The sequence below is a fragment of the Streptomyces typhae genome (assembly GCF_009755605.1).
GTDB lineage: Bacteria > Actinomycetota > Actinomycetes > Streptomycetales > Streptomycetaceae > Streptomyces > Streptomyces typhae.
The window spans coordinates 142,800-167,854 of the sequence record NZ_WPNZ01000013.1 but is presented as its reverse complement, the minus strand read 5'-3'; the positions used below and the strand labels follow the sequence as shown (position 1 = coordinate 167,854).

Genomic DNA, 25,055 nt, shown 5'->3' with positions numbered 1-25,055 from the left:
AGGAGAAACCGTCCGAACCACGCCGTAGTCCGCGACGGCGTCAATCGTCTGTCCTCAGGCCAGGTGATCCGGCTCGCCCGCCGGGCACTTGACGTGTTCGGCGAACCTACGGTTGCGGGTCAGCGCCGGATTTCGACCGGCTTCCCCTGGTGACTGAGCTTGGAATTCGGCCGAATTAGAGCACAGTTGCGAACGAGGTGGCAAGGGTGTGCGGGTTGTGTGGGGTTCGAGTACCGTCCTGTGCTGCCGAGTGGGGGAATCTGGTGCGAATCCAGAGCTGACGCGCAGCGGTGTGGACCGGCGAGGTGCCGGGCCGAGCCCGAATGCCCAACCGGCGCTGCACCAACGGACGTCGAACCCACGCGCTCGGGCGACGGCCGCGTGTCGTCCGGTACGGGTCCGCCCTCGCGGGAGCTCCGGTCGCGGAGGGACGTGAGGCCGCCGCCCCCTCTCCCAGGAGGCCCCGACATGACCCCCACCGCAAGCGCCCCGGCACCGGCCCGCGCCGCCCGCCGCACCCTGCTCGCCGCAGCTGCCACCTTCGGCGCCCTCGGCGCCCTGCTCCTCACGGCGGTCCCCGCGACCGCCACGTCCACGCCCGCGCAGATAGCCACGTCCAAGACCAACGGCGTGTCGTACCTCAGATCCCTCCAGGGAGCCGACGGCTCCTACGCGGGCGCGGGCCTGTCCAACGAATGGGCGTTCTCGGCGTTCGCCGCCGCGGGCACCGCGGCCGTCGACGTCACCCCGGGCGGCGACACCTCGAAGAACGCCCGCACCGTCTACCGCGACCACCTCGCCGCAGCTTCCTGGCCCGGCACCTCACCCGTGGTCACGGACTTCGAACGCGGCATCATCAACGCCTACTCCGCGGGCATCGACCCGGCCCGGGTGTCGGCGAGCCGCAACCTGATCGCCGACACGTACGCGTACTGGCAGAACTCCGCACCCGGCTACTGGGGTTCGCCGACCAACTTCAACGGCACGGTGTTCGCGCTGATCGCCCTCGGCGGGGCGAGGACCCAGGCCGGGGCCCAGCGGGTGCCGGGGCCGCTGCTCGACCGGTCCGTCGCCACGGTCCGCGCCAACCAGCACGACGACGGCGGCTGGAACTTCGAGAAGGCCGAGGGCGACCCCGCGAAGCTCGCCGCCGTGAGCGACATCGACATGACGGGCGCCGCCATGGCCTCCCTGTGCGTGTCCGGGGTGCCCGCGACCGACCCCGCCGTCACCCGGGCGAAGGCGTTCCTGAAGTCGAAGCTCATCAACAACTCCGGTGCCTTCAACGCCATGTTCGGCGTCAACACCGACTCCAACGGCTGGGCCGTCTCCGGCCTGAACGCCTGCGGCATCAACCCGCAGACCGGCGACTTCCTCACCCCCGCGGGAAGGACGCCGGTGGACTTCCTGATCGCCCAGCAGTTCAAGCCGGGCGGCGGCTTCAAGTACGTGCCGAGCGACACCGCGCCGTCGGCGTACGCCTCCATCGACGGGCTGCGCGCGGTGGCGGGCGGCGGCTTCGTCACCGCTCCCCCGGCCCCGGCCACCGCGGGCGCCACCCGCTGGGTGTCCACCGCCGACTTCACCCCGGGCACCCCCGCCGACCTGGCCCTGACGGTCGACGACGGCACCTCCCTCAAGGTCTGCTCGGTCTCCTTCACACCGACCGCGGCGACCACCACCCTCGGCGCGGTCCTGGACGCGGCGGGCGCCTCGGCCACCCCGGCGAACTGCGTCACGTCGGTCACGCCCGGCAGCGGCACCGGCACGATCACCGCTGTCAACGGCAAGGCCAACAGCGGCGGTTCGACGTGGAAGGCCGCGGTCGACGGCGGCGCGGCGGCGACCGCGACCCGGAACAAGGTGATCCGGCTCGGTGACACGATCTCCCTGCGGTACGGCGGCTGACGGCACCCGCGGCTACTTCCCGCGCCGCAGCTCCGCCCGCAGATGGTGCTGCAACGGCTGCCCGACGGCCGCGAGGTCGTGCGTGAACGTGAGCAGGCCGTCGTCGCCCAGGGTGTAGCGGCGCCGGGTGGCGTCGACCTCCTTGGCGGTGGCGGTCCGGGCCACCTGGTCCGCGGCCAGGTCGACCGTGGTGCCGGACACACGGCCCACGGCGACCTCCGCGATGCCCGTCGGCTGGGTGATCAACGCCTCCACCCGGCCGTCGGGCCCCAGCCGCCACCAGCCGCTCTCGCGGGCGGACGGCCGCAGCGCCGCCCCGTCCGCGGCCACCAGCCACGCGCGGGCGTCGTAGCGCAGGAACGGCCGGCCGTCGTGGCTGAACGTCACCTCCTGCGCGTACGTGAAGTCCTCGGCGAGGGTCGGGTACGTGCCGCGGCCCCTGCCGTGCCAGGTGCCGAGGAGGCCGAGCACCGGCGCGAGCAACGGATGCGGCGCGGGCGCCTCGTCCGGGCGCAGGCTGTCGGGGTACGGGAGGTCCGGTACGGCGTCGAACACGCGGGGGCTCCTGGAGGTTCGGGGTTCGCGGTGGTGCGGGATGCAGCCTAGGGCCCAGTGACCCATGGCTCCTCGGCCGAGCCCGCTCTCACCCGCCGAGCCCGCTCACCCGCAGTGTGATGTTGAGCCGCCCGGCGAGTCCGAGGCCGGGCGGCGCCGTGTCCGCGTACACCTTCGGCACCCCGTGGTAGGCGAGCCGCGAGGGCCCGCCGAACACCATCAGGTCGCCGCTGCGCAGTTCGATGTCCGTGTACGGCCGGCCGCGCGACTCGGTGGTGCCGAAGCGGAAGACGCAGGTGTCGCCGAGGCTCAGCGACACGACGGGGGCCGTGGACTGCTCGTCGCTGTCGCGGTGCATGCCCATGCGGGCGTCCGCGCCATAGAAGTTGATCAGCGCGATGTCGTACGCGGGGGTCGGGGCGCCGTCGTCGTGCGCCGTGCCGCCGACGCCGTACGCGGCCGTCCCGCCGTCGGGGAACGCCGCCCGCACCGCCGTCCGCCCGAGGTCCGCGAGCCACGCGGGCATGGGCTTCACCGGTGCGCCGTCCCCGTCGACGGCGGTGCGCGCGTAGCCGTACGGGTACCAGTGCCATCCCAGGCACACCTGCCGGGCGGTCATGGTGCCGCCGCCGGGCAGGTGGACCGTGCGCAGGCCGGCCGGGGGCCGCGCCCAGGCACGGCACGCCTCGACGAGTGCGCGCTGCCGGGCGGGAGCGAGCCAGTCCGGCACGTGGACGGCGCCCGGACCCGGCTCGGCGCGCTCGCGCGGGAACAGCTCGCCGGTCACCGGCGGCGCACCGCCCGCAGGATCACGAACTTGCGGTTGCTCGCGACGACGTCGACGTTGCCGTTGCCGAAGAGCCGCTTGAGGCGCACGTGGTAGCCGAGGTGCCGGTTGCCGACAACCCACAGCTCACCGCCGGGGCGCAGGGCCGCCCGCGCCCCGCGGAACATGCGCTGGGCGGTGGCGTCGGTCGTCGCCTGATGGCTGTGGAAGGGCGGGTTGTTCAGGACCAGGTCGACGGAGTCCGGCTCCATCGCCGTCAGGGCGTCCCCGGCCACGAACTCCGCCTTGGCGCCCGCGCCGGTGTTCGCACGGAAGGTGGCCTCGGCGGAGGCGACGGCCTGGTACGACTCGTCGACGAAGGTGACCCGGGCGTCCGGGGCGGCGACCGCCGCCGCCGTGCCGAGCACGCCGTTGCCGCATCCCAGGTCCACGACGTGCGCACCGCCGCGGCCGGTCGGCAGGTGCTCCAGGAAGAAGCGGGTGCCGATGTCCAGGCGCTCGGCGCAGAAGATCCCCGCGTGGTTCACGGCCGTCAGGCCCGCGCCCGCGCCCGCGTCGCCGGGCAGGACGTAGCTGCGCGGCCAGGGGCTCGGGCCCGGCCGCAGGTCCGGGTCCGGGGTGCTGAGGATCAGGCGTGCCTTCTGCCGGGCGAGGGACGTGCGGGTCGGTCCGACGATCCGCTCGAAGAGTTCCAGGGTCGAGGTGTGGATCTCGGTGACCATGCCGGTGCCGACGACCACGCTGTCCGCGTGCAGGGCCGGGGCGATCCGGTGGAGCTGGTCCTCCAGGAGCGCCAGGCTCTTGGGCACCCGGACCAGGAGCACGTCGACGCGCTCCGGCGGGGTGTCCCTGGTCGTCGAGAGCCGGATCCCGTCCGTGGGGCGGCCGGCGCGGGCGAGGTTGGCGAGGGTCGCCTGCCGGGCGAGGTGGGAGTCGGTGATCTGCACCGGCCGGTGCGCGGCGAGGGCGGTGGTCAGGGCTCCCCAGCGGTCCCCGACGACGGCCACCGTGCCGTCCAGGTCCACCGGTCCACCGGTTCCCGCCCCGGGCGCCGGTCCACCGGTTCCCGCCCCGGGCCCGGCGCCCGCGAAGGCCTCAGGGACCTCGCCCGCCAGGTGCCGCAGCAGATAGGCGTCGGCCGCGGACCAGGCGCGCAGTCGGTCCCGCGGGTCCTCGGGGAAGCGGGTGAGGTCGTACTCGCCCCATGACGTGCTCAAACGGTTCATCGTGCCCTCAGGCTAACGGAGCGCCGACGACACCTCGCCCGGCCACCGGCCGGGACCTCATCCCGCCAAGTGCAGGGCCCCCACCAGGCCTGCCGCGACGAGGGCCCCGGTGACCAGGACGTGCGCGCCGGGCGGAAGGCCGCGCGGGGACCCGCCCGCGGTGGCCGCGACGTCCTCGTCGAGGCGCTCGGCGCGCGCCAGCCACTCGTGGGGCGGCCGGTCCGGCAGGACCACGCGCCAGGGCTGGCGCGGGTCGTACTCGACGACGGCACGGCCCCGGTGCAGCAGGTCCTGTACGTCGAGGGGGTGGCGCACCTCGACCCGGAACGGACGGCGGCCCTCCGGGACGACGGTCAGGTCGAAGGCGAACAGGGCACCGGTGGCCCGCGGGTCGAGGACGAGCCTGCCGGACTCCCCGTGCACGGACCGCACCGAGTGCACCAGGGCGGGCGCGTAGGCGCGCGGACCCCCCGGGCGCAGCCCGGACGCGGCGCCGCCGTGCCCGTGCTCGGCGACCGCGCCCAGGAGGGTGAGCGCGAACGCGGTCGTGGTCAGGCCGACGTACAGGAGCCAGCCTGGCCCGTCGACGACACCCTCGGCGAGCGCGGCGAACGCCAGGCCCACGACGGCGGCACCGAGCAGCACGTCCAGGGCGAGGAAGCGGCGTACGGAGTGCCTCATGCCGGGGTCCTCACGGCGGCTGTCCGGGGCCTCATGGTGAGCGCAGCATGCGTCGTCGGGGCACCGCGACCCGGGTGCGCCCCGGGTCGGCGGGGCGGCCGCGGTCGTACACGGCGAGCACCGGCCGGTCCAGGGCGGCGCGGTCCACGACCACGGGCACGGCGTGGCGGGCGCCCCGGGTGTCGTGGAAGACGACGGTGACCTCGCCGCGCCTGCCGCGCACCGGGCGCCAGCCCTCCAGGCGTGCCTCCGCCGTGCTGAACTCCGCGCGCAGCCTGCGCAGCGCGGCCGTCCTGCGCAGGCTGACGGCGCCGCCCCACAGGGCGATGAGACAGCCCGCGGCGGCCACCGCGAGGAGGAATGTCAGCCAGAAGGAGACGGAGTGCCGCCCCGCGGGCACGACGAGCATGAAGTCGGTGACCGTGCCGTAGTCGACCCGGCCGTCGGCCACCGCGTCGTGCCAGCCCGCGGCGGCCCCGGACGCGCTCAGGGCGATCACCGCGCCCGCCGTGGCCCGGTGCAGGAACCGCGCGGCGACGAAGCCGAGCAGCGCGGCGGAAGCGACGCCGAGCTCCGGCGCCATCGCCGCGAACTGGTCGCTGCCGCAGCCCTCGCCGTCGCACTCCCACATGACGGTCGTGACGTCGTAGGTGCTGAGGTGCCATACGAGCCAGACCTGAAGGGCCAGCAGCGCACAGGCGAATCCGCGCAGCGTCAGGCCATAGGTCTTCCGGCTCAACTCCCGCCCCTGTCTCGCTGGTCCCGCGGCGGCGCGGCGGCCTCCGCGCGAACAATGTCCGTGCAGGTTACATGCTGTCCGGGGTGGTCACCATGCCGCTTCCGGCCGGTCCCGGGCGCCCCGTCCCGCGGCCCCTCGGCGGGGCCCCGGCTCCGGCCCGCTCAGCCGCGGTCGAACCAGGTGGGGCTGTCCGCCATCGCCTGCTTGATCCGGAACAGACCGGTCTCGTGCAGGTCGGGCAGCGCGTCGAGCGCGAACCAGCCGACCTCCAGGGACTCGTCGTCGTTCACGCGCGGCTCGCCGTCGCCCACGGCCCGGCAGCGGATCGTGATGTCCATGAACTGGCAGACGTCCGCGTTGGGGTAGGTGACCGGCTTGAGGGCCTCCACCAGGACCACCCGCTCGGCGACGCAGCGCACGGCCGTCTCCTCGTAGACCTCGCGCACGGCGCACTCGGCGGGCTGCTCACCCGGCTCCGGGATGCCACCGATGACGGACCACTTGCCGTTGTCGGCCCGCCGGCCGAGGAGCACCTGGCCCGCGTCGTCGAAGACGATCGCGGTGACTCCGGGCAGCCAGAGGAGTTGGTGGCCCGCGTCGGCGCGGAGGGTGCGGATGAAGTCAGGGGTAGCCATGCGGCGACCCTAACCGGCGCTCCCGGTGCGGCGTCGGGCGATCACCCAGCCGACACCTGCGGCGCCCACCAGTGCGAGGACCAGTTCGGGCCAGGCGCCGACGCGGGTGGCGGGCGTCAGGGAGCTGCGCTTCGGCACATCGGCGACCAGCGACTCGGCGGTGAACATCCCAGTGCGCTGGGCGATCGTGCCGTCCGGGCGGATCACCGCGCTCACGCCGCTGGTCACGGGGACCATGACGGCACGGCCGTGCTCGACGGCCCGCACGCGGTCTATGGCCAGTTGCTGGTACGTCATCTGGCTGCGCTCGAACGTGGCGTTGTTGCTGGGTACGGAGAGGATCTCGGCGCCTTCGCGCACCTGGTCCCTGACCACGTCGTCGAAGGCGGCCTCGTAGCAGGTGACCGGGCCGATCCCGGTACCCGCCATGTCGAACACCACCGGGTCGTCGCCGGGCTCGAAGACACCGGCGCGGTCGACGTCGGAGCTGAAGAGACGGAAGAAGCCGCGGTAGGGCATGTACTCGCCGAAGGGCTGGAGGTGCCGCTTGTCGTACACGGCGCCGGGGCCGGTCCTCGGGTCCCACAGGATCTGCCGGTTGCGCGGCTTGCCGTCCTCCGCCGTGACGACGGCGCCGACCGAGACGGGGGCGCCGATGGCCTTGGCGGCCTTGTCGATCACGGCGTGGGCGTCGGCGTTCGTGTACGGGTCGATGTCCGAGGAGTTCTCCGGCCACAGGACCAGATCGGGCTGCTTCATCTTGCCCGCCCTGACCTCGGCGGCGAGGCGCAGGGTCTCGCGCACGTGGTGGTCGAGGACCGCGCGCCGCTGGGCGTTGAAGTCGAGACCCATGCGCGGCACGTTGCCCTGGATCACGGCGACGGTGGCGGTGCCGTGCTCGGCGGCGGTGGACACCAGCGGAGTGGCGGCCGCGCCCGCCACCACCGGGGCGAGGGCGAGCGCCGCGGACGTCACGAGGGCCCGGTCGCGCGCGTGGCGGTCGGCCACGAGCCGGCGTACGACGTCGCCGAGCCCGAAGCCGCAGAGGACCACGGCGAAGCCGAGCAGCGGGGTGCCGCCGAGCGCGGCGAGCGGCAGGAACAGGCCGTCGGGCTGGCTGAAGGCGACCTTGCCCCAGGGGAAGCCCTCGAACGGGAAGCGCGCCCGTGCCGCCTCCCCCACGATCCACACGCCGCCGGCCCACACCGGCCACGCCGGCAGCCGGGACACGAGGGTGATGCCCAGGCCGCTCAGGCCGAGGAACACAGACTCGGCCACGGCGAGCGCGATCCACGGCACCGGCCCCACGTCGACGCCCGTGAAGGACAGCAGGGGGAGGAAGTAACCGAGCCCCATGAGCATGCCGAGGCCGAAGCCCGCCCTGGGCCGCCGCCCGTGCAGCACGGAGCCGAGCAGGGCGAACGCGAAGGGCGCGAGCCACCACAGCTCGCGCGGGGCGAAGCTCAGATAGAGGAGCACTCCGGAGAGCACGGCCGCACCGGCCGGAACAAGCCGTCGTTTCAGCCGCTCGGCACGCGTGTCCGGTCCGGGCTGCGGTGCGGTCTGCTCGGACGCGTCGGTGGGAACGGCGGTGGCGGTCACTCGGGGAGTGTACGGCGCGTCACCTGGACACCGACAGCGCGGCCTGCGGGCCCTCCACGGCTGCCCCGAAGACTCCTTTCCCCGCCCCGGACGGATCGTTCCTGCGCAAGATGTCCCCATCTGGTGTCCGCAGCCGCTAGCGTGGTCCTACGTCCCTGACGTGCGTCAAGAACCAGCCAGGCACTCGGGACCGTCACACATCGGGGGGCGACGGGTGACGTCGAGAAAGATCACTGCGGCAGCCGCGACCGCCGCCGGGTCCCGCAGGTGGCGGGGGGCCGCGGGCTCCGCACCGACCGCTGCCACCGCCGACAGCCTGGGCATGGCGATCCTCGCGGCCTGCGCGGCGTGGGTCCTGATCACGACCGGTGTGCGGGGCGGCAGGCCCGACGGGATACTGCTCGCCGTCCTCGCGGTGGCGGCCGGGTACGCGGGCGGGCGCATCGCGGGCGCGCTGCTGCCGGTCGCCGCGCCCTGCGCGGGCGCGCTCGGCGGGATCGCGCTCGCGGCGGCCGCGCCGCACGTCACGCCGGGGCCCGTCAGTTCCTCGCCGCTCGGCCCCGTCGGCGCCACGGCGGCCCTGCTGGCCCTGGCCGCGGGTGCGGCCTGCTGTGCGGCGTGGGCGGCGCGCGGGGCGCTGCGGACCTGGCTGCGGCTGCTCGCGGCGGGGGTCGTGGTGGCGGCGGCGCTGCTGGGTTCGTCGGCCGGGGTGATCGCGTCCGCCGGGATCGTGCTGTGTTCACTCGCGACGGCGCTGATGCGGCGCAGGGGGCTCGTGCTCGCCGGGCTCGCGCTGACCGCGGCCGTGGTGGCGGGGCTCGCCTGGACCGTGGCGGCCAGGGTGCTGCCCGAGGGGCTCGCCACGTCCCTGGAGGGGCAGCTCGGGCCGTTCCGGGTGCGGATGTGGCGGGACGCCGAGGCGCTCGCCGCGGACCACCCGGCTCTCGGCGTGGGTCCGGGGCGGTTCGGCGAGACGTCGCCCGCGGTCACCGAGGGCCTCCTCGCGGACGCCAAACCGCATTCGGCGCTGCTCCAGCAGGCGGCCGAGCAGGGGTTCGTGGGCGTCGCGCTGCTCGCGGCGGCCTTCGGCTGGCTGCTGTTCGCCCTGTGGCGCTCGCCGCGGTCCACGCAGGTCGTCCTCACGGCGGGCGCGACCCTGACGGCGCTCGCGCTGGTGGCGGCGGTCGGCAACGCCCTGAGCGTGACGTCCGTGACGGTGGGCGCGGGGCTGCTCGCGGGCATCACCACGGCACGGCCTCTGGAGGACGCGCAGGAGCAGGTCAGGCCGGGGCGCTCCCGGCCGTCCGGAGCCGGTCGCGGATGATGCGGACGGCGGCCTCGGCGTTGTCCACGGTGACGGTGAACTTGCGGCCGTCGCCAAGCATCAGGACGACGCCCTCACCGCGTCGGACGACGACGGCGGTGCCCTGCTCGGGCCGCCAGCGGTAGCCCCAGCCGCCCCAGTGCCGGGGCGTGACGGCGGGTACGAACTCCGCACCGACGACGTGCGACAGCAGGATGCGGCGGCGCGGCACCCCGATGTGGCCGCAGCGCACTTCCAGGGAGTCCGCGTCGACCTTCACGGCGACGTGCACGAAGGCGAGCGTGCCGAACAGGATGAGCAGGCCGACGGCGATGCAGCCGACGATCGACATGATCAGCGGCAGGATGCCGGAGGGCCAGAGGGCCTCGACGGCCAGGTCGATGCCCAGGGCCAGACAGGCGGCACCGCCACAGGCCAGCAGCCACTGACCGCGGTTCCGCGCGCGTCCGGTCCAGATCTCGGTGTGCTCCGAGCTGACCCGCTCGCTGGGGGCGTGGTCCGTCATGGAGTCGAGAGTACGCACGTTCCGCCCCGAAGGCACGGCGTCGCGGAACGACACCGCCGCGGCGCGGGGCTCGGGACGGCTGCGGCCTGGTGTCGGGGGTGCCGGGGCGGGGGTGCTGCGGGTTGCGCCACACGCGTGGCGCGGGGCGGGCCCCGGTGGCCGTCGCCCGGACATCGCCGTCGGCCGCTCAGGTCGGCCGCCCGCCCCCGCGGTCAGGACTTCAGGACCGGGGCGGTGGCCGCGAGGAGGCGGCCCTCGGCGTACGTGTGGGCCGCGCGCGGGAGGGGCGCCTCGTGGCCGCCGAGGAGGACCGTGAGGGTGCCTTCGGTGCCCGTGCTCCTTGCGGTGCTTCCGGTGCTCCCGGTGCGCTCGGGTGCGGCCGGGGCCGGGTCCTGGGCCGAGACGGCGCCGCGTTCGCGGATCCGGCGCAGGGCCTGGGCGACGACGGCTCCCGCGGAGCCGTACAGGACCAGGGGCGGCCGGTCCGGCTGCTGTACGGCGGCCCGGATGCGCTCCGCCACCAACTCGTAATGGGTGCAGCCAAGGACGACGGCCCTTACATCGGGCGGGGTGAGGGCCGCGGCGGCCTCGACGGTCCGCGTGATCGCGTCCTCGTCGGCCTCCTGCACGGCGTCGGCGAGGCCGGGGCAGGGCACCTCGGTCACGGACACGCCGCCCGCGAACTCCTCGATGAGACCCCGCTGGTAGGGGCTGCCGGTGGTGGCGGGCGTGGCCCAGATGGCGACGGGGCCCCCGTCGGCCGCCGCGGGCTTGATCGCCGGGACCGTGCCGATGACGGGCAGGCCCGGTTCGAGGCGGGCGCGCAGGGCGGGCAGGGCGTGCACGGACGCGGTGTTGCAGGCCACGATCAGCGCGTCCGGCCGGTGCGCGGCGGCGGCCTCGGCGGCGGCGAGGGCCAGTTCCGTGATCTGCTCCGGGGACTGCGGACCCCAGGGCATCGTGTCCGGGTCGGACGACAGGACGAGGTCCGCTTCCGGGTGCAGCCGGCGCACCACGGCGGCCGCGGCGAGCAGTCCGATGCCGGAGTCCATCAGCGCGATCTTCACCCGGTCACCTTAGACGATGGGCCGGACAAGCCCGGCGGGGTGGGGCAGACTGCGGCGGATGAGCGTCGTTGTGTGGATCGCCGCCGCCTCGTTCGCCGGCTGGCTGTGGATGCTGGTGGGGCAGGGCTTCTTCTGGCGTACGGATCTGCGCCTGCCGCCGCGCGCGGAGCCGGAGCACTGGCCTTCGGTGGCCGTCGTCGTCCCCGCGCGGGACGAGGCCGAGGTGCTGCCGACGAGCCTGCCCTCGCTGCTCGCGCAGGACTATCCGGGGCACGCCGAGGTGTATCTCGTCGACGACGGCAGCACCGACGGCACCGGCGAGCTGGCCCGGGGCCTCGCGGAGCGGACCGGCGGGCTCGCCCTGACGGTGACGTCGCCGGGCGAGCCGCCCGCGGGCTGGACCGGCAAGCTCTGGGCGGTGCGGCACGGAATGGAGCGGGCACGCGCGCGTGCGGCGGGACGGCACACGGACGCGGGGCCCCAGGCGGGCGCGGAGTCCCCCACGGACGCGGGGTCCCACACGGACGCGGAGCCGCACACGGACGCGGGGCCCCACGTGCCCGCCCCCGAGTATCTGCTGCTCACCGACGCGGACATCGCCCACGCCCCCGACAGCCTGCGGACGCTGGTGGCCGCGGCCCGGACCGGCGGCTACGACCTCGTCTCGCAGATGGCCCGGCTGCGGGTGGCGAGCGGATGGGAGCGCCTGATCGTCCCGGCGTTCGTGTACTTCTTCGCGCAGCTCTATCCGTTCCGCTGGATCGGCAGGAAGGGCGGCCGGACCGCCGCGGCGGCGGGCGGATGCGTGCTGCTGCGCGCGGACGCCGCCGAACGGGCCCGGGTCCCCGACGCCATCCGGCACGCGGTCATCGACGACGTGGCGCTCGCGCGGGCGGTCAAGCGCACGGGCGGGCACATCTGGCTGGGGCTCGCCGACCGGGTCGACAGCGTGCGCCCCTATCCGCGCCTCGCCCATCTGTGGCGGATGGTGGCGCGCAGCGCGTACGCGCAACTGCGGCACAGTCCCGCGGTGCTCGTGGTGACGGTCGCCGGGCTGGCGGTGGTGTATCTGGCACCACCGGTGACGCTGGTCGCGGGGATCGCCACGGGCAGCGCGGGCGCCGCGGTGTTCGGCGGTCTCGCCTGGCTGGTGATGACGGCGACGTACCTGCCGATGCTCCGCTACTACCGCCAGCCCCTGTGGCTCGCCCTCACGCTGCCCGCCACCGCGTTCCTCTACCTCCTGATGACGGTGGACTCCGCCGTGCAGCACTACCGGGGGCGCGGCGCGGCCTGGAAGGGCCGCACCTACACCCGTCCCGGCACGACCGCGCCGGAGGAGTCCCGCCCCTGACCCCAGCTCAGGGGCGCGCGGTCACTTGCGGCCCGGCGTCCAGTTCATGCCCCAGCCGTAGGCGTAGTCGATGGTCCGCTGCGGGCTGACCCCGCGCTCGGGGACGAGGTAGCGGGCCTCGCGCTGCACGGTGAGTTCGCCGTTGGTGTTGGTGATCAGTGCGAGGGCGCAGACCGTGGAGGGCACCGTGCACTCGTCGAGGGAGAACTCGATCGGTGCGCCGTGCTGCGGGGTCAGGGTGACCGTGGCGTTCAGGTCGGCGAAGCTGCGCGCGCCCTCGTAGATGGTCACGAAGATGACCAGGCGCTTCAGCTCCTGGGAGTGGTCGAGGTTGACCGTGAGGTTCTCGCCGGTGGAGACGGCGCCGGTGCGGTCGTCGCCGTCGAGGAGGATGTACGGCGGCTGGTGCAGGGCGCCGAAGGCGTTGCCGAGGGCCTGGACGACTCCCTTGCGGCCGTCGGCGAGTTCGAACAGCGCGCACAGGTCGAGGTCGAGGTCCGCGTGCATGGCCACGGCGCGCCCGAGTTTGCTGGCCCAGCCCTTGAACTGCTTGCGCACCTCCCAGTTGAGGTTCACCCGCAGCGCGCCGGACGTGCCGCCCTGCTTGGTCAGCGAGACCGAGGGCGCGTCCTTGGTCAGCGTGACCTTGGTGAGGCGCACCGGCTGCGCGGGCGCCGCGGCGGGCGGCGGCGGGGACACGGGGGCGGGCGCCGCCACCGGGGGCGCTACGGGAGGTGCGACGGGCGGCGCGGGAGCCGCCGCCGGGGCCGGGGCCGGTACGGACGCCGGGGCGGGCGGGGCCGCCTGCTGGGGCTCGTCGACCGTGATGCCGTAGTCGGTCGCGAGGCCTTCGAGGCCGCTGCTGTAGCCCTGGCCGACGGCACGGAACTTCCACGCGCCCTGCCGGCGGTAGAGCTCACCGAGGACGAAGGCCGTCTCCACGGTGGCGTCCGCGCTGTCGTACCGGGCGATCTCCGCGCCGCTCGCCGCGTCGACGACCCGGATGTGCAGTCCGGGGACCTTGCCGAACGAGCCGCCGTCGGAGGAGGCGGCGAGGACCACCGTCTCCACGGCGGGCTCCACGCGCGCGAGGTCGACGACGAGCGAGTCGGTCACGCCGCCGCCCGCGGACCGCTTGCCCTCGTGGCGCACCGCGCCCGAGGCGTGCGTCGCCTGGTTGTAGAACACGAAGTCGGCGTCCGAGCGCACCTTCCCCGTCGCGCCGAGCAACAGCGCGGAGGCGTCCGCGTCCGGCACCCCGGGGCCCGACCCCCACCCCAATTCGACCCGCACCGAGGGTGCCTGCACGGGAACATTCGAACCTTTGGCCATTGACATGTATGCCCCCATCACAAGTTGCCGGGTCCGGCCGGGCCGCCGTTGCGTTCCCACCCAACCTATTACCTGGCATTCGCAGCGGTGCACGGGCGGTCCCCACCACGTACTCCGGACGGCCGGAGGAGGCCGGCGGAACGCCGGAACGCCAGCTGCGCGACAGCCGCGGGACCCGCGCCGGTCGACCGCGGGTAACCCCCGTGGACGCCATCGCGAGCAACCCGCGTAGACCGCCGCATTTACACGATCCCTACGTCGCATCACGACCGATTTTCCCAAGTTCGCTCGCATTGGGGATCGGCAACCCCTGCCGACACGCAAAACAACCCTCTTATCGGTCTCCCCAACCAGCACATCAAGGGCTTAACTTATGGAGCATGACCTCCCCCCGCTCCACCTATGGCGGCGGTTACTACTCCGCGCCGTCCTTCCCGGACACCCCGATCTACGACTCCCTGGTCGCCGAGCGGGGCACCCCGCAGATCGCCCCGATCCGGGTCCCCTCCGCGTACGACTCGGGCAGTCACCTCCCCGCCCTCCCGGCCCTGCCCGCCCTGCCCTCGGGCCCGTCGATGTCCGCGGGCCCCTCGATGCATCCGGCGGCCGCCATGGCCCCCGCGCCGATGCCCGCGGCCGCGCACCCCAACCCGGCGTACGGCTACGCCCCCGCCCCGCAGCCCGCTCCGCTGCAACAGGCCCCGGCGCCGTACATCCCGCAGCAGGCCGGAGGACCGCGCGGCTATCCGGGCCCGCAGCAAGGGCGCCCCATGGGCAACACGGGGTACGAGGCGATGCGCCCCGCGCAGCCCCGCCCGGCCCCGGCTCCGCACGAGGACCCGTACAACCGGCAGTACCGCGGCTACTGATCGGCTGCGGCCTTCCCTGTCAGTGCCTGCTGGCAGGATGGCCGCATGCCGATTCCCGCGCTCCACTCGCTGCACATCCACCCGCTGAAGGCGGCCGGGGGGCACGCTCCGCGTGAGGCCGCCGTCGAGCCCTGGGGGCTCGCGGGTGACCGGAGATGGGTGTTGGTCGACAGCGCGGGCAAGGCCGTGACGCAACGGCCCCATCCGCGGCTCGCGACGGTCGCCGTCGAGCTCCTGCCCGACAGCGGCATACGCGTGTCCGCGCCCGGAAGCCCGCCGCTCGCCGTCGCCGTGCCGGAGCCCGGGGCGACGGTGCCCGTGCAGTTCCCGCGGGACAAGGCCGAGGGAGTGCCCGCGGGGCCCGTCGCGGACGCCTGGTTCAGCGCGTTCCTCGGCCTGGACGTCCGCCTGTGCCACCTGGACGACCCGGCGACCCGGCGCCCCGTCGTCGCGGGGTACGGCCGCCCCGGCGAGATGCTCTCCTTCGCCGACGCCCTGCCGCTCCTGCTCACGACGCTCTCCTCCCTCGACGCCCTGAACTCCCTGATAGCGCAGGGCGACCACCCGGACGAGGGCCCGCTGCCCATGAACCGCTTCCGGCCGAACGTGGTGGTGGCGGGGACGCCCCCGTGGTCGGAGGACGACTGGTCGCGCCTGGCCGTCGGCGACGTGGTGTTCCGGGTGGCCAGGAAGTGCGCGCGGTGCGTGGTGACCACCACCGACCAGCGCACCGCGGAGCGCGGCAAGGAGCCGCTGCGCACCCTCGCCCGCCACCGCCGCGTCGGTGACCAGCTCCTCTTCGGACTGCACCTCGTGCCCGAATCGACCGGAACCCTTCGCGTCGGCGATCCGGTGAAGATCCTCGAATGAACGGGCGGGCCCCGGGGAACTCGACGTCGGGGGAAGGACGTTGAAGTACCTGGCGCGGTCGGGTGGACGCGGAAGGGGTGCAGGACTGTGCGAGCGATCACCGGACTCTGGCGCTGGCGCCACAACCCGCTGCGTCGTCCCACCGACATCGCCGAGGCCTGGACGGCCCTGGTCGCCCTCTTCCTGATCCTGGTCGCCGCCCCGGTGACCGGCGCGGTCACGGGCCTGCTGACGCACGACGCGCTGCAACGCGCGGTCACCGCCCAGCGCGAGGCCCGCCACAGCGTCACCGCCACGGTCCTGCAACGCCACGACCGGCCGCCCCTCGACCCCGACCCCGAGACCTCCTCCGCCCGCGACGCGCACCGCCGGGTCCTCGCGAGCTGGAGCGCCCCCGACGGCTCCGGGCACACGGGCACGGTCGCCGTCAACCTCAAGTCCCCGCACCCCGGCGACCGGTTCCGCATCTGGACCGACGCCGAGGGCCACGTCGTCGGCCGCCCCCTGGACGCCGCGACAGCGACGACGCACGCCGCCCTGGCCGGCTTCGGCGCCGCCCTGGTCTGCGGCGGCCTAGTCGAGGGCGGCAGGCGCCTGGTCGTCTGGCGCCTGGTCCGCCGCCGCTACGCACGCTGGGACCAGGCCTGGAACAACGCGGGCCCGGACTGGGGCAGGGCGGGCACGGGCGCCTGAGCAGGCGGGATCCACGGCCACCGGCCCGGCCATCGGGTCAACTCGCCCTCCCCTCGCGCGCTACGGTGGACCGGGCGAACTCTTCGGCCTCCTTGCGCGCGGGCGCGAGGCCCGCGAATTCCGAGGTGGGGGCAGAGCAACTCCATGGCACAGGGCACGGTCCAGGTGACGCACACCGGTACGTCGCGGTGGCGGCGCCGCACGGGCGAGTACACATCGCTGGCGGCCGCCCTCGAAGCCGCGAGCGACGGCGACGTCCTGACGGTGGCCCCGGGGACGTACCGCGAGAACCTCGTCGTCGAGCGGGCGGTCACGCTGCGCGGCCCCGAGGGCTCCCCCGGCTCCGTGCGCATCGCGCCGGTGGACGGGGTGCCGCTCACGGTGCGGGCGTCCGCGCTCGTACAGGACGTCCATGTGGAGGGGCAGGACTCGGCGGCGCCCGCGCTGCTCGTCGAGGACGGCGCCCCTGAGCTCACCGACGTACGGGTGATGACGCGCTCCGCGTGCGGCATCGAGGTGCGCGGCGGCGCCCGCCCGACGGTGCGCCGCTGCACGGTCGACAACCCGGGCGGCATCGGCATCGGCGTGCTCGACGGCGGCGGCGGTGTGTTCGAGGAGTGCGAGGTCGTCGCCGCGGGCCAGTCCGGTGTCTCGGTGCGCGGCGGCGGGCATCCGCGCCTGGAGCGCTGCCGGGTGCACCACGCGTCGGGCGCGGGCCTCTCCGTCACCGGTGAGGGCAGCGGCCTGGAGGCCGTCGGCTGCGAGGTGTACGAGATCAAGGGCTCGGGCGTGCAGGTCACGGCGCGGGCGGCGGCGCATCTGACGGACTGCGGCGTGCACCGCACGACGTCCGACGGCGTCACTCTGGACACCGACGCCGTCCTCACCCTCGCCGACTGCCGCATCCACGACATTCCCGAGAACGCCGTCGACCTGCGCTCCCGTTCGGTCCTCACGCTGACCCGCACCACCGTGCGCGAGTTCGGCCGCAACGGCCTCTCGGTGTGGGACCCGGGCACCCGCGTGGACGCCAACCAGTGCGAGATCCACGACAGCACGGGCGACTACCCGGCGGTGTGGGTCAGCGACGGCGCGACGGCCGTCCTGGAGTCGTGCCGGGTGCACGACGTGCCGGACGCCCTGTTCGTCCTCGACCGGGGCTCGCGCGTCGACGTCGTCGACAGCGATCTGACGCAGGTCCGCAACACGGCGGTGTCGGTCAGCGACGGCGCGACGGCCCAGCTCGACGACGTCCGCATCAAGGAGGCCGCGACCGGCGCGTGGTTCCGGGACCACGGCAGCGGCGGGATCCTCGCCAACTGCACGGTCGACGGCACCCAGACGGGTGTCATCATCACCAAGGGAGCCGACCCCACCATCGAGCGGTGCACGGTCACCTCGCCCGCCGAGGCCGGTTTCTACGTCTCCGCGGGCGGCCGCGGCAGCCTGGACCGCTGCAAGGTCACCGACAGCGGCGGGTACGGCTTCCATGTGATCGACGGCTGCCGTACGACGCTGCGCCGGTGCCGCACGGAGCGGTGCGCGCGCGGCGGGTACGAGTTCGCGGAGGACGGGCCGCTGGTCGAGGACTGCACGAGCGACGAGAGCGGGGGCGTGCGGCCCGCAGCCGTGCCGGATCCCGCCCCGCAGACGGCCACGCAGACCGCGGGGCTGCTCGGTTCGATGCCGGGGCCGCGCCCGGCCGAGCAGCCCGCCGCGACGGTGCCCGCGCAGGCGTCCCGCTCCTCCAAGGCGGTGCTCGGCGAACTCGACACCCTGGTGGGCCTGGAGAGCGTCAAGCGTGAGGTGCGCGCGCTCACCGACATGATCGAAGTGGGTCGGCGCCGCCAGGAGGCGGGGCTCAAGGCGGCCTCGGTCCGCCGCCATCTGGTGTTCACGGGCTCCCCCGGCACCGGCAAGACGACCGTGGCCAGGCTCTACGGCGAGATCCTCGCCTCGCTCGGTGTCCTGGAGCGCGGCCACCTCGTCGAGGTGTCCCGCGTGGACCTGGTGGGCGAGCACATCGGCTCCACGGCCATCCGTACCCAGGAGGCCTTCGACCGGGCGCGCGGCGGCGTCCTGTTCATCGACGAGGCCTACGCGCTCTCCCCCGAGGACTCCGGGCGCGACTTCGGCCGTGAGGCCATCGACACGCTCGTGAAGCTGATGGAGGACCACCGGGAGGCGGTGGTCGTGATCGTCGCGGGCTACACGGCGGAGATGAACCGCTTCCTGTCCGTCAACCCCGGTGTGGCCTCCCGCTTCTCGCGCACCATCACCTTCGGCGACTACGCGCCGGAGGAGCTTCTGCGCATCGTCGAGCAGCAGGCCGAGGAGCACGAGTACACCCTCGGCCAGGGCACCGGCGAGGCGCTGCTCAAGTACTTCACGGCTGTCCCCAAGGGCCCCGCGTTCGGCAACGGCCGCACGGCGCGCCAGACCTTCGAGGCGATGGTGGAACGGCACGCGGGCCGGGTCGCCCAGCTCGCGACGCCGGACACGGACGACCTCACGCTGCTGTATCCGGAGGACTTGCCGGATCTGCCGTAGCCGCCGGGTCGGTCGCCGCCGCGGCCACCGCGACCCCCGCGTCCGTCCCCGGCTCCGTCCCCGCCGGGCGCGGCGCGGGCACCGCGGGCCTGAGCCGGGCGAGCAGCCGCGACCGCTCCTCGGCGAACGCCGGGTCGGCCTGGTAGTCGCCGTGTCCGAGTATCGGCGCGGGCAGGGGGTGTTCCTCGGTGCGGCCGTAGGCGAGCGGGTCGCGCAGGGGCGCACGGTCGACCTGCGGTCCGCTGTCGCCGTCGAGGCGGACGGGCCCGCCGATGGGGTCGGTGAGGCGGTACAGGTTGCGCCAGCAGTCGACCTCGCGGTGCAGGGCGCCGAGGGCGGCGGGGCCGAAGTGCGCGGGGAACCAGCGGCCGTAGAGCCGTTCCAGGGGTGAGCCGTAGGTGAGCAGGGCTACGCGCTTGCGTACGGAGGGGTGGAGCTGCCAGGCCGCGGCGGCGGCGAGCACGCTGCCCTGGGAGTGCCCGGACAGGACGAGGCGGCCGCCGGTGGCACGGGTCCACGTGTGCATGCGCCACGTCAGGTCGGGCACCGCGCGCTCGGCGTAGCAGGGGGGCGCGAAGGGGTGGGCGGCGCGCGGCCAGAACGTGCCGACGTCCCACAGGATGCCGATGCTGCGGCGGGCCGACGGGTCGCGGTAGGCGCGGCGGCCCCAGGTGACGAAGAGTATGAAGCCGAAACCGATCATCCAGGAGCCGAGGGCCTGCGCGGTCTCGGCGAAGCCCTGGACGAAGGGCGGGGCGTCCCGCGCCGCCCGGCCCGGCACCCTGCCGGTGGTCCAGGCGCCGATGAGGGCCGCCGCGCCGAGGAGCAGCGTGGCGCCCGAGGTGATGCCGACGATCCGGGGCGCCCGGTCGGTGAGGGACGCGCCCACGCGGGTGCGGGCGATGCGGCGGGTGCGGGTGGTGTCCCTGCGCTCCTTCGGGTAGTCGAGCGGCACCTGGCGCAGTGCGCGCCGCAGCAGCCGCGCGCTGCGCACGGCCAGCCAGCCGCAGAGCACGGCGACGACCACCAGGAGCGGCGGGATGACGGACGCCTGCCAGGTGAGGAGGGCGGGCGGACCGTCGATGGAGCCGCCCGCGCCGGGCGACCCCGACCCGTCGAGCCAGTCGGCGACGCGCTGCGAACCGCCGCCCGACATCACCCCGCCGAGGGCGCACGCCAGCATGGCCACGGCGGGGCCGCCGAACCCGCGGACCGCGGTGCGCGCGTCCGGCGCGCCGCGGAAGATGACGGCGGCGACCGCGCCGAGGGCGAGAACGAGGACGCCCTGGACGAGGGTGATGCCGCCGAAGACGGTGTTGCCCGGCAGCCGGCCCGTCGAGCTCCAGGCGGGCCGCGACCACCCGGCGTACACGACGGCGAGGACGAGCAGCGCCAGGGCGGCGACCGGAAGCCGGCGCACCAGGGCCCGGTCGACGCGCCGGTCGAGCCGGTTCTCGCTGCGCCCCCTGCGGCACACCACCCACACCAGGAACGCTCCCGCCACGACCACGGCCGAAAGCAGTGCCCAGCCGGCGGCGTCGAGGAGGGCGGCGCCGCCGGGCCGCCGGTCGTACCGGGCGGCGGAGGCGCCGACGGCTGCGGCCACCGTCAGCAGGCCCGCGGCGGTGTGCGCGGCGCGCAGCCGGGCCACGATCCGGCGTCCGTACCAGAACCCCGGCTTGCCGAGGGCGTTGCGGGTGGCTTCCTCCGGGTCCGGCTGGTGGGGCATCGGCTGCTGGGACTCGTACGCGCTCCAGGTGCGGTGGGAGAGGTACCAGAGCAGGCCGGTGAGGGCGGCGGGCAGGGCCGCGGCGAGGGCCAGGCGGCGGCCGGGCTGCGACCACCAGCCGCCGCCCCCGGCGGACTCCGGCGCGAGGAAGCCGAGCCACGAGTGGTCGTTCACGCAGGCGGCGGTGCCCGCGCACTGCCAGGCCGTCAGATCGATCGCTGTCTCGCACGCCGCGGCGACCAGGAGCACGGTGAGGGTGAGGGCGAGCAGCCGCACGAGCAGGCCGTAGGCGCGCACGGCGCGGCGGGCGCGGCGGGCCGTGGGCCGCATCCAGTGGGCGAGGTTGACCACCATGAACGGCAGGAGCAGCAGCCACAGGGCGCGGGAGCTGTTCCCGGACGTCAGATTGCACCAGACGTAGGCCTCGGGGACCGGGCGTTCCCGGTAGTCCTCGGGGCGCTTCTCGGCGTCCGCGTCGTCGGCGCGGCGGTAGACGGCCGCGGTCCTGTCACCGGAGACGGAGACGGTGCGGGGATCGCCCAGCATCTCCTCCGGTGTGGTGCCGCCGACCCCGTGGACGAGGAGTTCCAGGGCGATCGGCTCGTGCTGCTCCGCGTGCTCCACTGTTCCGCATCCCCCGAGTCGTGCGCTGTGGACGAGTCGCGTACGGCCGCGCAAGGACACAAGGATCTCTGCTTCTCGCCCCGTGCGCAGCCTCCGTCACGTAATCTCCCCCTTCCGTGGGCTCTGGAAGCAGTCCGGTCGGTGGCATACACAACGAGCGCTCGTGCGAGGATGAGGCGACCCGATGACGGGCTCCAGCGGGTGGAAAGGGCATGGACCTGACGTGAGCGAGAATCAGAACCTCCTCGCGGAGCAGCGTCGCGCCCTGATCCTGGACGAGGTCCGCAGGCGCGGTGGCGTCCGGGTCAACGAGCTCACCAGGAAGCTGGGCGTGTCCGACATGACCGTCCGCCGCGATCTGGACGCCCTCGCCCGCCAGGGGGTCCTGGAGAAGGTGCACGGCGGCGCGGTCCCGGTGGCGGAGGCCAGCACGCACGAGCCGGGGTTCGAGGCCAAGTCGGGTCTTGAGCTCAGCGCCAAGGAGGACATCGCGCGGACGGCGGCGACGCTGGTGGCGCCGGGCACGGCCATCGCGCTCTCCGGCGGCACCACGACGTACGCGCTCGCGCACCAGCTGCTCGACGTCCCCGATCTGACCGTGGTGACGAACTCGGTGCGGGTCGCAGACGTCTTCCACTCCGCGCAGCGCAGCTCGGGGCAGCGGCAGGGCGCGGCCACGGTGGTCCTCACGGGTGGGGTGCGCACGCCGTCGGACTCGCTGGTCGGTCCTGTCGCCGATCAGGCGATCGCGGCGCTCCACTTCGACGTGCTGTTCCTCGGCGTGCACGGCATATCGGCCGAGGCCGGTCTGTCCACGCCGAACCTCGCGGAGGCGGAGACCAACCGCCGTCTGGTGCAGTCCGCGCGCCGCGTGGTCGTGGTCGCCGACCACACCAAGTGGGGCACGGTGGGCCTCAGTTCGTTCGCCTCCCTCGGTCAGGTCGACACGCTGGTCACCGACGCGGGCCTGCCCGAGCAGGCCCGTACGGAGGTCTCCGAGCACCTGCGCAGGCTCCTGGTCGCGGGTACGCCGGGGGACGACGAGACCGCGGTGGCGGGCCTGCCGGACGAAGCCGAGGACCCCGCAGACAGCTGACGGCGCCCCCGCTGGGGTGGCCGGGCCGGCCGGTCGCCAGGGGGGCGCGTTCCATGCAGCACCGTCTGAAACCCGTGGGCCTGGAGTTCATCGCGGCCGCCCCCGGGCTGCGCGCGCTGGTGGAGGAGTGGCGGCTCGCCCCGGTCACCGCCACGCGTACGCGGGTGCAGTGGACGTTCGCGGCCGGGGCGGCGGCGCCGCTGCGGCTGGCCCTGCGGCACGGGCGCCGGGGCCTCGACCGGAGCTTCACCACCGCGGTCACCAACCTCGACCGCCTGCTGGCCGGGAAGGACGCGTCCTAGACCGCCCCGGCGGCCGCGACCGGGGCGGGCCACCGGCCGGTGGCGAGCAGGATCTCGATGGTCCGCTCGTACGGCGTGATGTCGAGGCCCTGCCCGGCGAGCCAGGTGTCCGAGTAGTACTTGTCCAGATACCGGTCGCCCGGGTCGCAGATGAGCGTGACGACGCTGCCCGTGCGGCCCGCGGCCACCATCTCCGCGACGATCCTGAGGGCGCTCCACAGCCCCGTACCGGTCGAACCGCCCGCCTTGCGGCCGATGGCGCGGTCCAGTGCGCGCACGGCCGCCACGCTCGCCGCGTCCGGGACCTTCATCATGCGGTCGATGGCGCCGGGCACGAAGCTCGGCTCCATCCGCGGCCTGCCGATGCCCTCGATGCGGGAGCCGCAGTCACTGGTGGCGTCGGGGTCGTGGTGGGTCCAGCCGTCGAAGAAGCAGGAGTTCTCCGGGTCGGCGACGCAGATCCGGGTGTCGTGCTGCATGTAGTGCACATAGCGGGCGATGGTCGCGGAGGTGCCGCCGGTACCGGCGGTGGCGACGATCCACGCGGGTTCCGGATAGCGCTCCAGGCGCAGTTGCTGGAACATCGACTCGGCGATGTTGTTGTTGCCGCGCCAGTCCGTGGCCCGTTCCGCGTAGGTGAACTGGTCCATGTAGTGGCCGCCGGTCTCGACGGCGAGCCGCGCCGACTCCGCGTACATGGTGCGGGAGTCGTCCACGAAATGACACCTGCCGCCGTGGAACTCGATCAGTCGGCACTTCTCGGCGCTCGTCGTGCGCGGCATCACCGCGATGAAGGGCACACCGATCAGTTTCGCGAAGTACGCCTCGGAGACGGCCGTCGAGCCGCTGGAGGCCTCGATCACGGGCCGGTCAGGACGGATCCAGCCATTGCACAGGCCGTAGAGGAACAGCGAGCGGGCGAGGCGGTGCTTGAGGCTTCCGGTCGGGTGCGTCGACTCGTCCTTCAGATACAGGTCGATGCCCCAGTGCTCGGGCAGCGGGAAGCGCAGCAGATGGGTGTCCGCGGACCGGTTGGCGTCGGCCTGGACCTTGCGCACGGCTTCTTTCAGCCAGGAGCGGTAGCTCTCGTCGCTCCGGTCCACGTCGAGGGTGGCCATCGGCTCGTCGATCGGATCGTGCTGTGTGGTGCGCACCGCATGGCTCCTCAGCCTCGTGCCGGAGCCGGTTCGCTTCGGCCTCACGCCTCGATGATAAACACCCAAAACACCGTGCTCACCTGCATAAACACACCTTTTGGCCCCTCAAAGCCACTGCTTGTCCACCGCCCGGTCCCCCGGCCGGCAGCGCCGCCGCACGCCGAAGTGGCATGTGCGACGTCGCCGGGCACACTGGTCCTCTCAGCCGCGTGCGTGCACACTGCACCGCAGCGACGGGGGTAGGTTTTTCTGCAGGCGTACGACGGCGCACGCGCGCCGGACACGCGATCAGGCGCACCATCACCAGGCGCAAGGGGGCGGAGCCTCATGGCAGAGCCGGAGTTCAGGGCCACGGGCGTGCGGATCGGGCGGCGGCTCAGGTCGCTGACGCGCGCAGGCCAGGTCCGGATCAGCGACGGCAGGCTGGAACTGCTCACCAGCTACGGAACGGAGATCGACAGCGCGCCCCTGCGGGCAGTGCGCGCGGGCAAGCCATGGTTCGCCCCGCACGACCGGGCCCTGGCCGATGTGAACGGCACCCGGTATCTGCTCACCCTCGGCGAACACGATCCCGTGCCCGGAGAGACCGGGCCCCCCACGGTCCGCACCTTCCTGGAGGCGCTGCGCACGGCAGCGGGCGGACGCCGCAGCTGAGAGGGGCGGGTGCGGGCGCGAGTTGCACGCCCGCACCCGCTGGGTCACGCTGGTCTCACATCACTCTGGGTTTACCGGCGATAACGCTGCGAACCAGCCCGCCGGGCCGACCACAGCAGGCGGCAGCTCAGCACAGCGGCCCCTGCTGGATCCGAACGCCGTCTTCTTCTGGAAACGCCGTCTTCTTCTGGATCCGAACGCCGTCTTCTTCCGGACCTCAATTCGGGGAGTCGCACCGTGATCAGCCAGCCAAGCAGGCATTGCACGGTAGAGCTCCAAGCCCTGCCGTCGCGGATCGGCCAAGTCCGCAGAATCGTATCGGCGCAGTTGCGCTATTGGCATCTGGACCCTCTGATCGACCAGGCCGCGCTCGGTGTCACCGAGCTGTTGACCAACGTCCACCGGCACGCGGAGCCGGACAAGATGTGCACCGTGGAGATCGAGCTGCTGCTCGAACGGCTCATGGTCTCCGTCCACGACCACGATCCCCGGGTGCCGGTCGTGCACGAGGCCGAACCGTTCGAGACCTGCGGGCGCGGGCTCGCCATGGTCGCGGCGGTCAGCGAGAGCTGGGGCGTGCAGCCGCAGGGCGACGCGGGCAAGGTCGTCTGGTTCACGCTCTGCGCGCCGTCGTCGCCGCTGACGGCACCCGCGTACCCCGTGTACGGCGCCGCGAGAGCGGAACCGTACGCCGATGTCGCCGCCGACACAGGCGCGCACGCTCCCGCCCGGTCGGCCGTTGCCGGCTGACCGGGCGGTGACCTCTTCTTCGCTTCTCGGCTCCATCGTCCGCCTG

General features: G+C 74.0%; 23 protein-coding genes and 2 riboswitches. Of the genes, 11 read left to right on the top strand and 12 right to left on the bottom strand.

The features are described from left to right. Positions 1–41: 41 nt before the first annotated feature. Positions 42–194: riboswitch (cobalamin riboswitch) on the bottom strand. 59 nt (positions 195–253) lie between these two features. Then, positions 254–329, top strand: a riboswitch (cobalamin riboswitch). A gap of 139 nt (positions 330–468) precedes the next feature. Beyond that, entirely contained in the window at positions 469–1,908 is a 1,440-nt protein-coding gene (locus GPA10_RS24000) for a prenyltransferase/squalene oxidase repeat-containing protein (RefSeq protein ID WP_157167282.1), read from the top strand. A 12-nt stretch (positions 1,909–1,920) separates the two neighbouring features. Here GPA10_RS24000 and GPA10_RS23995 read toward each other — a convergent pair whose 3' ends face one another. From GPA10_RS23995 to lnt, 7 genes are all read right to left on the bottom strand, one after another. Further along, positions 1,921–2,463 (bottom strand): heme-binding beta-barrel domain-containing protein, encoded by a 543-nt coding sequence (locus tag GPA10_RS23995; protein ID WP_343041272.1) that lies wholly within the window; start codon positions 2,461–2,463, stop codon positions 1,921–1,923. A gap of 88 nt (positions 2,464–2,551) precedes the next feature. Continuing rightward, positions 2,552–3,250: an alpha-ketoglutarate-dependent dioxygenase AlkB family protein gene (locus GPA10_RS23990; RefSeq protein ID WP_343041271.1), complete on the bottom strand. Its 699-nt coding sequence runs from the start codon at positions 3,248–3,250 to the stop codon at positions 2,552–2,554. After that, a complete protein-coding gene (locus tag GPA10_RS23985; protein ID WP_157167280.1) occupies positions 3,247–4,476 on the bottom strand; it encodes a methyltransferase in 1,230 nt (409 codons plus the stop codon). The genes GPA10_RS23990 and GPA10_RS23985 overlap by 4 nt, the downstream gene beginning before the upstream one ends. Positions 4,477–4,533: 57 nt before the next feature. Further along, on the bottom strand, positions 4,534–5,157 hold the full coding sequence (locus GPA10_RS23980; protein ID WP_157167279.1) for a hypothetical protein: 624 nt from the start codon (positions 5,155–5,157) through the stop codon (positions 4,534–4,536). A 31-nt stretch (positions 5,158–5,188) separates the two neighbouring features. Continuing rightward, a complete protein-coding gene (locus tag GPA10_RS23975; RefSeq protein ID WP_157167278.1) occupies positions 5,189–5,896 on the bottom strand; it encodes a hypothetical protein in 708 nt (235 codons plus the stop codon). Positions 5,897–6,057: 161 nt separating this feature from the next. Next, positions 6,058–6,531, bottom strand: coding sequence for an NUDIX hydrolase (locus GPA10_RS23970; protein WP_157167277.1), 474 nt, complete (start codon positions 6,529–6,531; stop codon positions 6,058–6,060). A 9-nt stretch (positions 6,532–6,540) separates the two neighbouring features. Then, positions 6,541–8,133 (bottom strand): apolipoprotein N-acyltransferase, encoded by a 1,593-nt coding sequence (gene lnt, locus GPA10_RS23965; protein ID WP_343041270.1) that lies wholly within the window; start codon positions 8,131–8,133, stop codon positions 6,541–6,543. A 322-nt stretch (positions 8,134–8,455) separates the two neighbouring features. On the opposite strand from lnt, the gene GPA10_RS23960 reads away from it, so the two are divergent. Then, positions 8,456–9,457, top strand: coding sequence for an O-antigen ligase family protein (locus GPA10_RS23960; protein ID WP_198351689.1), 1,002 nt, complete (start codon positions 8,456–8,458; stop codon positions 9,455–9,457). Here GPA10_RS23960 and GPA10_RS23955 read toward each other — a convergent pair. Together GPA10_RS23955 and GPA10_RS23950 are read right to left on the bottom strand one after the other, a co-directional pair. Beyond that, positions 9,414–9,962, bottom strand: a complete 549-nt coding sequence (locus tag GPA10_RS23955; protein ID WP_058851154.1) for a hypothetical protein — start codon at positions 9,960–9,962, stop codon at positions 9,414–9,416. The two genes, GPA10_RS23960 and GPA10_RS23955, sit on opposite strands and share 44 nt — an antisense overlap. Positions 9,963–10,174: 212 nt before the next feature. Further along, complete coding sequence (locus tag GPA10_RS23950) at positions 10,175–11,029, bottom strand: glutamate racemase (protein ID WP_343041269.1); 855 nt, start codon at positions 11,027–11,029, stop codon at positions 10,175–10,177. 58 nt (positions 11,030–11,087) lie between these two features. On the opposite strand from GPA10_RS23950, the gene GPA10_RS23945 reads away from it, so the two are divergent. Next, the gene (locus GPA10_RS23945) at positions 11,088–12,383 is read left to right on the top strand and encodes a glycosyltransferase (RefSeq protein WP_157167276.1); all 1,296 of its coding nucleotides are present in this window, start codon (positions 11,088–11,090) and stop codon (positions 12,381–12,383) included. Positions 12,384–12,404: 21 nt separating this feature from the next. Here GPA10_RS23945 and GPA10_RS23940 read toward each other — a convergent pair whose 3' ends face one another. Then, positions 12,405–13,721, bottom strand: a complete 1,317-nt coding sequence (locus tag GPA10_RS23940) for a TerD family protein (RefSeq protein ID WP_157167275.1) — start codon at positions 13,719–13,721, stop codon at positions 12,405–12,407. 374 nt (positions 13,722–14,095) lie between these two features. On the opposite strand from GPA10_RS23940, the gene GPA10_RS23935 reads away from it, so the two are divergent. The 4 genes from GPA10_RS23935 to GPA10_RS23920 all read left to right on the top strand — a co-directional run bounded on the left by GPA10_RS23935 (position 14,096) and on the right by GPA10_RS23920 (position 18,697). Beyond that, positions 14,096–14,584: a DUF6643 family protein gene (locus tag GPA10_RS23935; RefSeq protein ID WP_058851151.1), complete on the top strand. Its 489-nt coding sequence runs from the start codon at positions 14,096–14,098 to the stop codon at positions 14,582–14,584. Between the two features lie 45 nt (positions 14,585–14,629). Next, entirely contained in the window at positions 14,630–15,454 is an 825-nt protein-coding gene (locus GPA10_RS23930; RefSeq protein WP_157167274.1) for an MOSC domain-containing protein, read from the top strand. Positions 15,455–15,541: 87 nt separating this feature from the next. Continuing rightward, entirely contained in the window at positions 15,542–16,147 is a 606-nt protein-coding gene (locus tag GPA10_RS23925; protein ID WP_058851149.1) for an Rv1733c family protein, read from the top strand. Between the two features lie 144 nt (positions 16,148–16,291). After that, a complete protein-coding gene (locus tag GPA10_RS23920) occupies positions 16,292–18,697 on the top strand; it encodes a right-handed parallel beta-helix repeat-containing protein (RefSeq protein WP_157167273.1) in 2,406 nt (801 codons plus the stop codon). Here GPA10_RS23920 and GPA10_RS23915 read toward each other — a convergent pair. Continuing rightward, entirely contained in the window at positions 18,657–21,050 is a 2,394-nt protein-coding gene (locus GPA10_RS23915) for a hypothetical protein (protein ID WP_343041268.1), read from the bottom strand. The genes GPA10_RS23920 and GPA10_RS23915 overlap by 41 nt on opposite strands. A gap of 223 nt (positions 21,051–21,273) precedes the next feature. Here GPA10_RS23915 and GPA10_RS23910 point away from each other — a divergent pair, with 223 nt between their 5' ends. Next, positions 21,274–22,146: a DeoR/GlpR family DNA-binding transcription regulator gene (locus tag GPA10_RS23910; RefSeq protein WP_343041267.1), complete on the top strand. Its 873-nt coding sequence runs from the start codon at positions 21,274–21,276 to the stop codon at positions 22,144–22,146. A 53-nt stretch (positions 22,147–22,199) separates the two neighbouring features. Further along, positions 22,200–22,448, top strand: coding sequence for an SRPBCC family protein (locus GPA10_RS23905; protein WP_157167271.1), 249 nt, complete (start codon positions 22,200–22,202; stop codon positions 22,446–22,448). On the opposite strand, the gene cds1 is transcribed toward GPA10_RS23905, so the two are convergent. Beyond that, a complete protein-coding gene (cds1, locus tag GPA10_RS23900; RefSeq protein WP_157167389.1) occupies positions 22,445–23,566 on the bottom strand; it encodes an L-cysteine desulfhydrase Cds1 in 1,122 nt (373 codons plus the stop codon). The two genes, GPA10_RS23905 and cds1, sit on opposite strands and share 4 nt — an antisense overlap. A 366-nt stretch (positions 23,567–23,932) precedes the next feature. Between cds1 and GPA10_RS23895 the strand changes: the two genes are divergently transcribed. Further along, positions 23,933–24,259: a hypothetical protein gene (locus GPA10_RS23895; RefSeq protein ID WP_058851146.1), complete on the top strand. Its 327-nt coding sequence runs from the start codon at positions 23,933–23,935 to the stop codon at positions 24,257–24,259. A gap of 237 nt (positions 24,260–24,496) precedes the next feature. Continuing rightward, positions 24,497–25,009 (top strand): ATP-binding protein, encoded by a 513-nt coding sequence (locus GPA10_RS23890; protein WP_343041266.1) that lies wholly within the window; start codon positions 24,497–24,499, stop codon positions 25,007–25,009. Positions 25,010–25,055: the final 46 nt, after the last annotated feature.

Coding starts and splice junctions, on each gene's coding strand:
- GPA10_RS24000 (WP_157167282.1), top strand. CDS start 469: ATGACCCCCACCGCAAGCGCCCCGGCACCGGCCCGCGCCGCCCGCCGC.
- GPA10_RS23985 (WP_157167280.1), bottom strand. CDS start 4,476: ATGAACCGTTTGAGCACGTCATGGGGCGAGTACGACCTCACCCGCTTC.
- GPA10_RS23980 (WP_157167279.1), bottom strand. CDS start 5,157: ATGAGGCACTCCGTACGCCGCTTCCTCGCCCTGGACGTGCTGCTCGGT.
- GPA10_RS23970 (WP_157167277.1), bottom strand. CDS start 6,531: ATGGCTACCCCTGACTTCATCCGCACCCTCCGCGCCGACGCGGGCCAC.
- GPA10_RS23960 (WP_198351689.1), top strand. CDS start 8,456: ATGGCGATCCTCGCGGCCTGCGCGGCGTGGGTCCTGATCACGACCGGT.
- GPA10_RS23955 (WP_058851154.1), bottom strand. CDS start 9,962: ATGACGGACCACGCCCCCAGCGAGCGGGTCAGCTCGGAGCACACCGAG.
- GPA10_RS23945 (WP_157167276.1), top strand. CDS start 11,088: ATGAGCGTCGTTGTGTGGATCGCCGCCGCCTCGTTCGCCGGCTGGCTG.
- GPA10_RS23940 (WP_157167275.1), bottom strand. CDS start 13,721: ATGTCAATGGCCAAAGGTTCGAATGTTCCCGTGCAGGCACCCTCGGTG.
- GPA10_RS23935 (WP_058851151.1), top strand. CDS start 14,096: ATGACCTCCCCCCGCTCCACCTATGGCGGCGGTTACTACTCCGCGCCG.
- GPA10_RS23930 (WP_157167274.1), top strand. CDS start 14,630: ATGCCGATTCCCGCGCTCCACTCGCTGCACATCCACCCGCTGAAGGCG.
- GPA10_RS23920 (WP_157167273.1), top strand. CDS start 16,292: ATGGCACAGGGCACGGTCCAGGTGACGCACACCGGTACGTCGCGGTGG.
- GPA10_RS23905 (WP_157167271.1), top strand. CDS start 22,200: ATGCAGCACCGTCTGAAACCCGTGGGCCTGGAGTTCATCGCGGCCGCC.
- cds1 (WP_157167389.1), bottom strand. CDS start 23,566: ATGGCCACCCTCGACGTGGACCGGAGCGACGAGAGCTACCGCTCCTGG.
- GPA10_RS23895 (WP_058851146.1), top strand. CDS start 23,933: ATGGCAGAGCCGGAGTTCAGGGCCACGGGCGTGCGGATCGGGCGGCGG.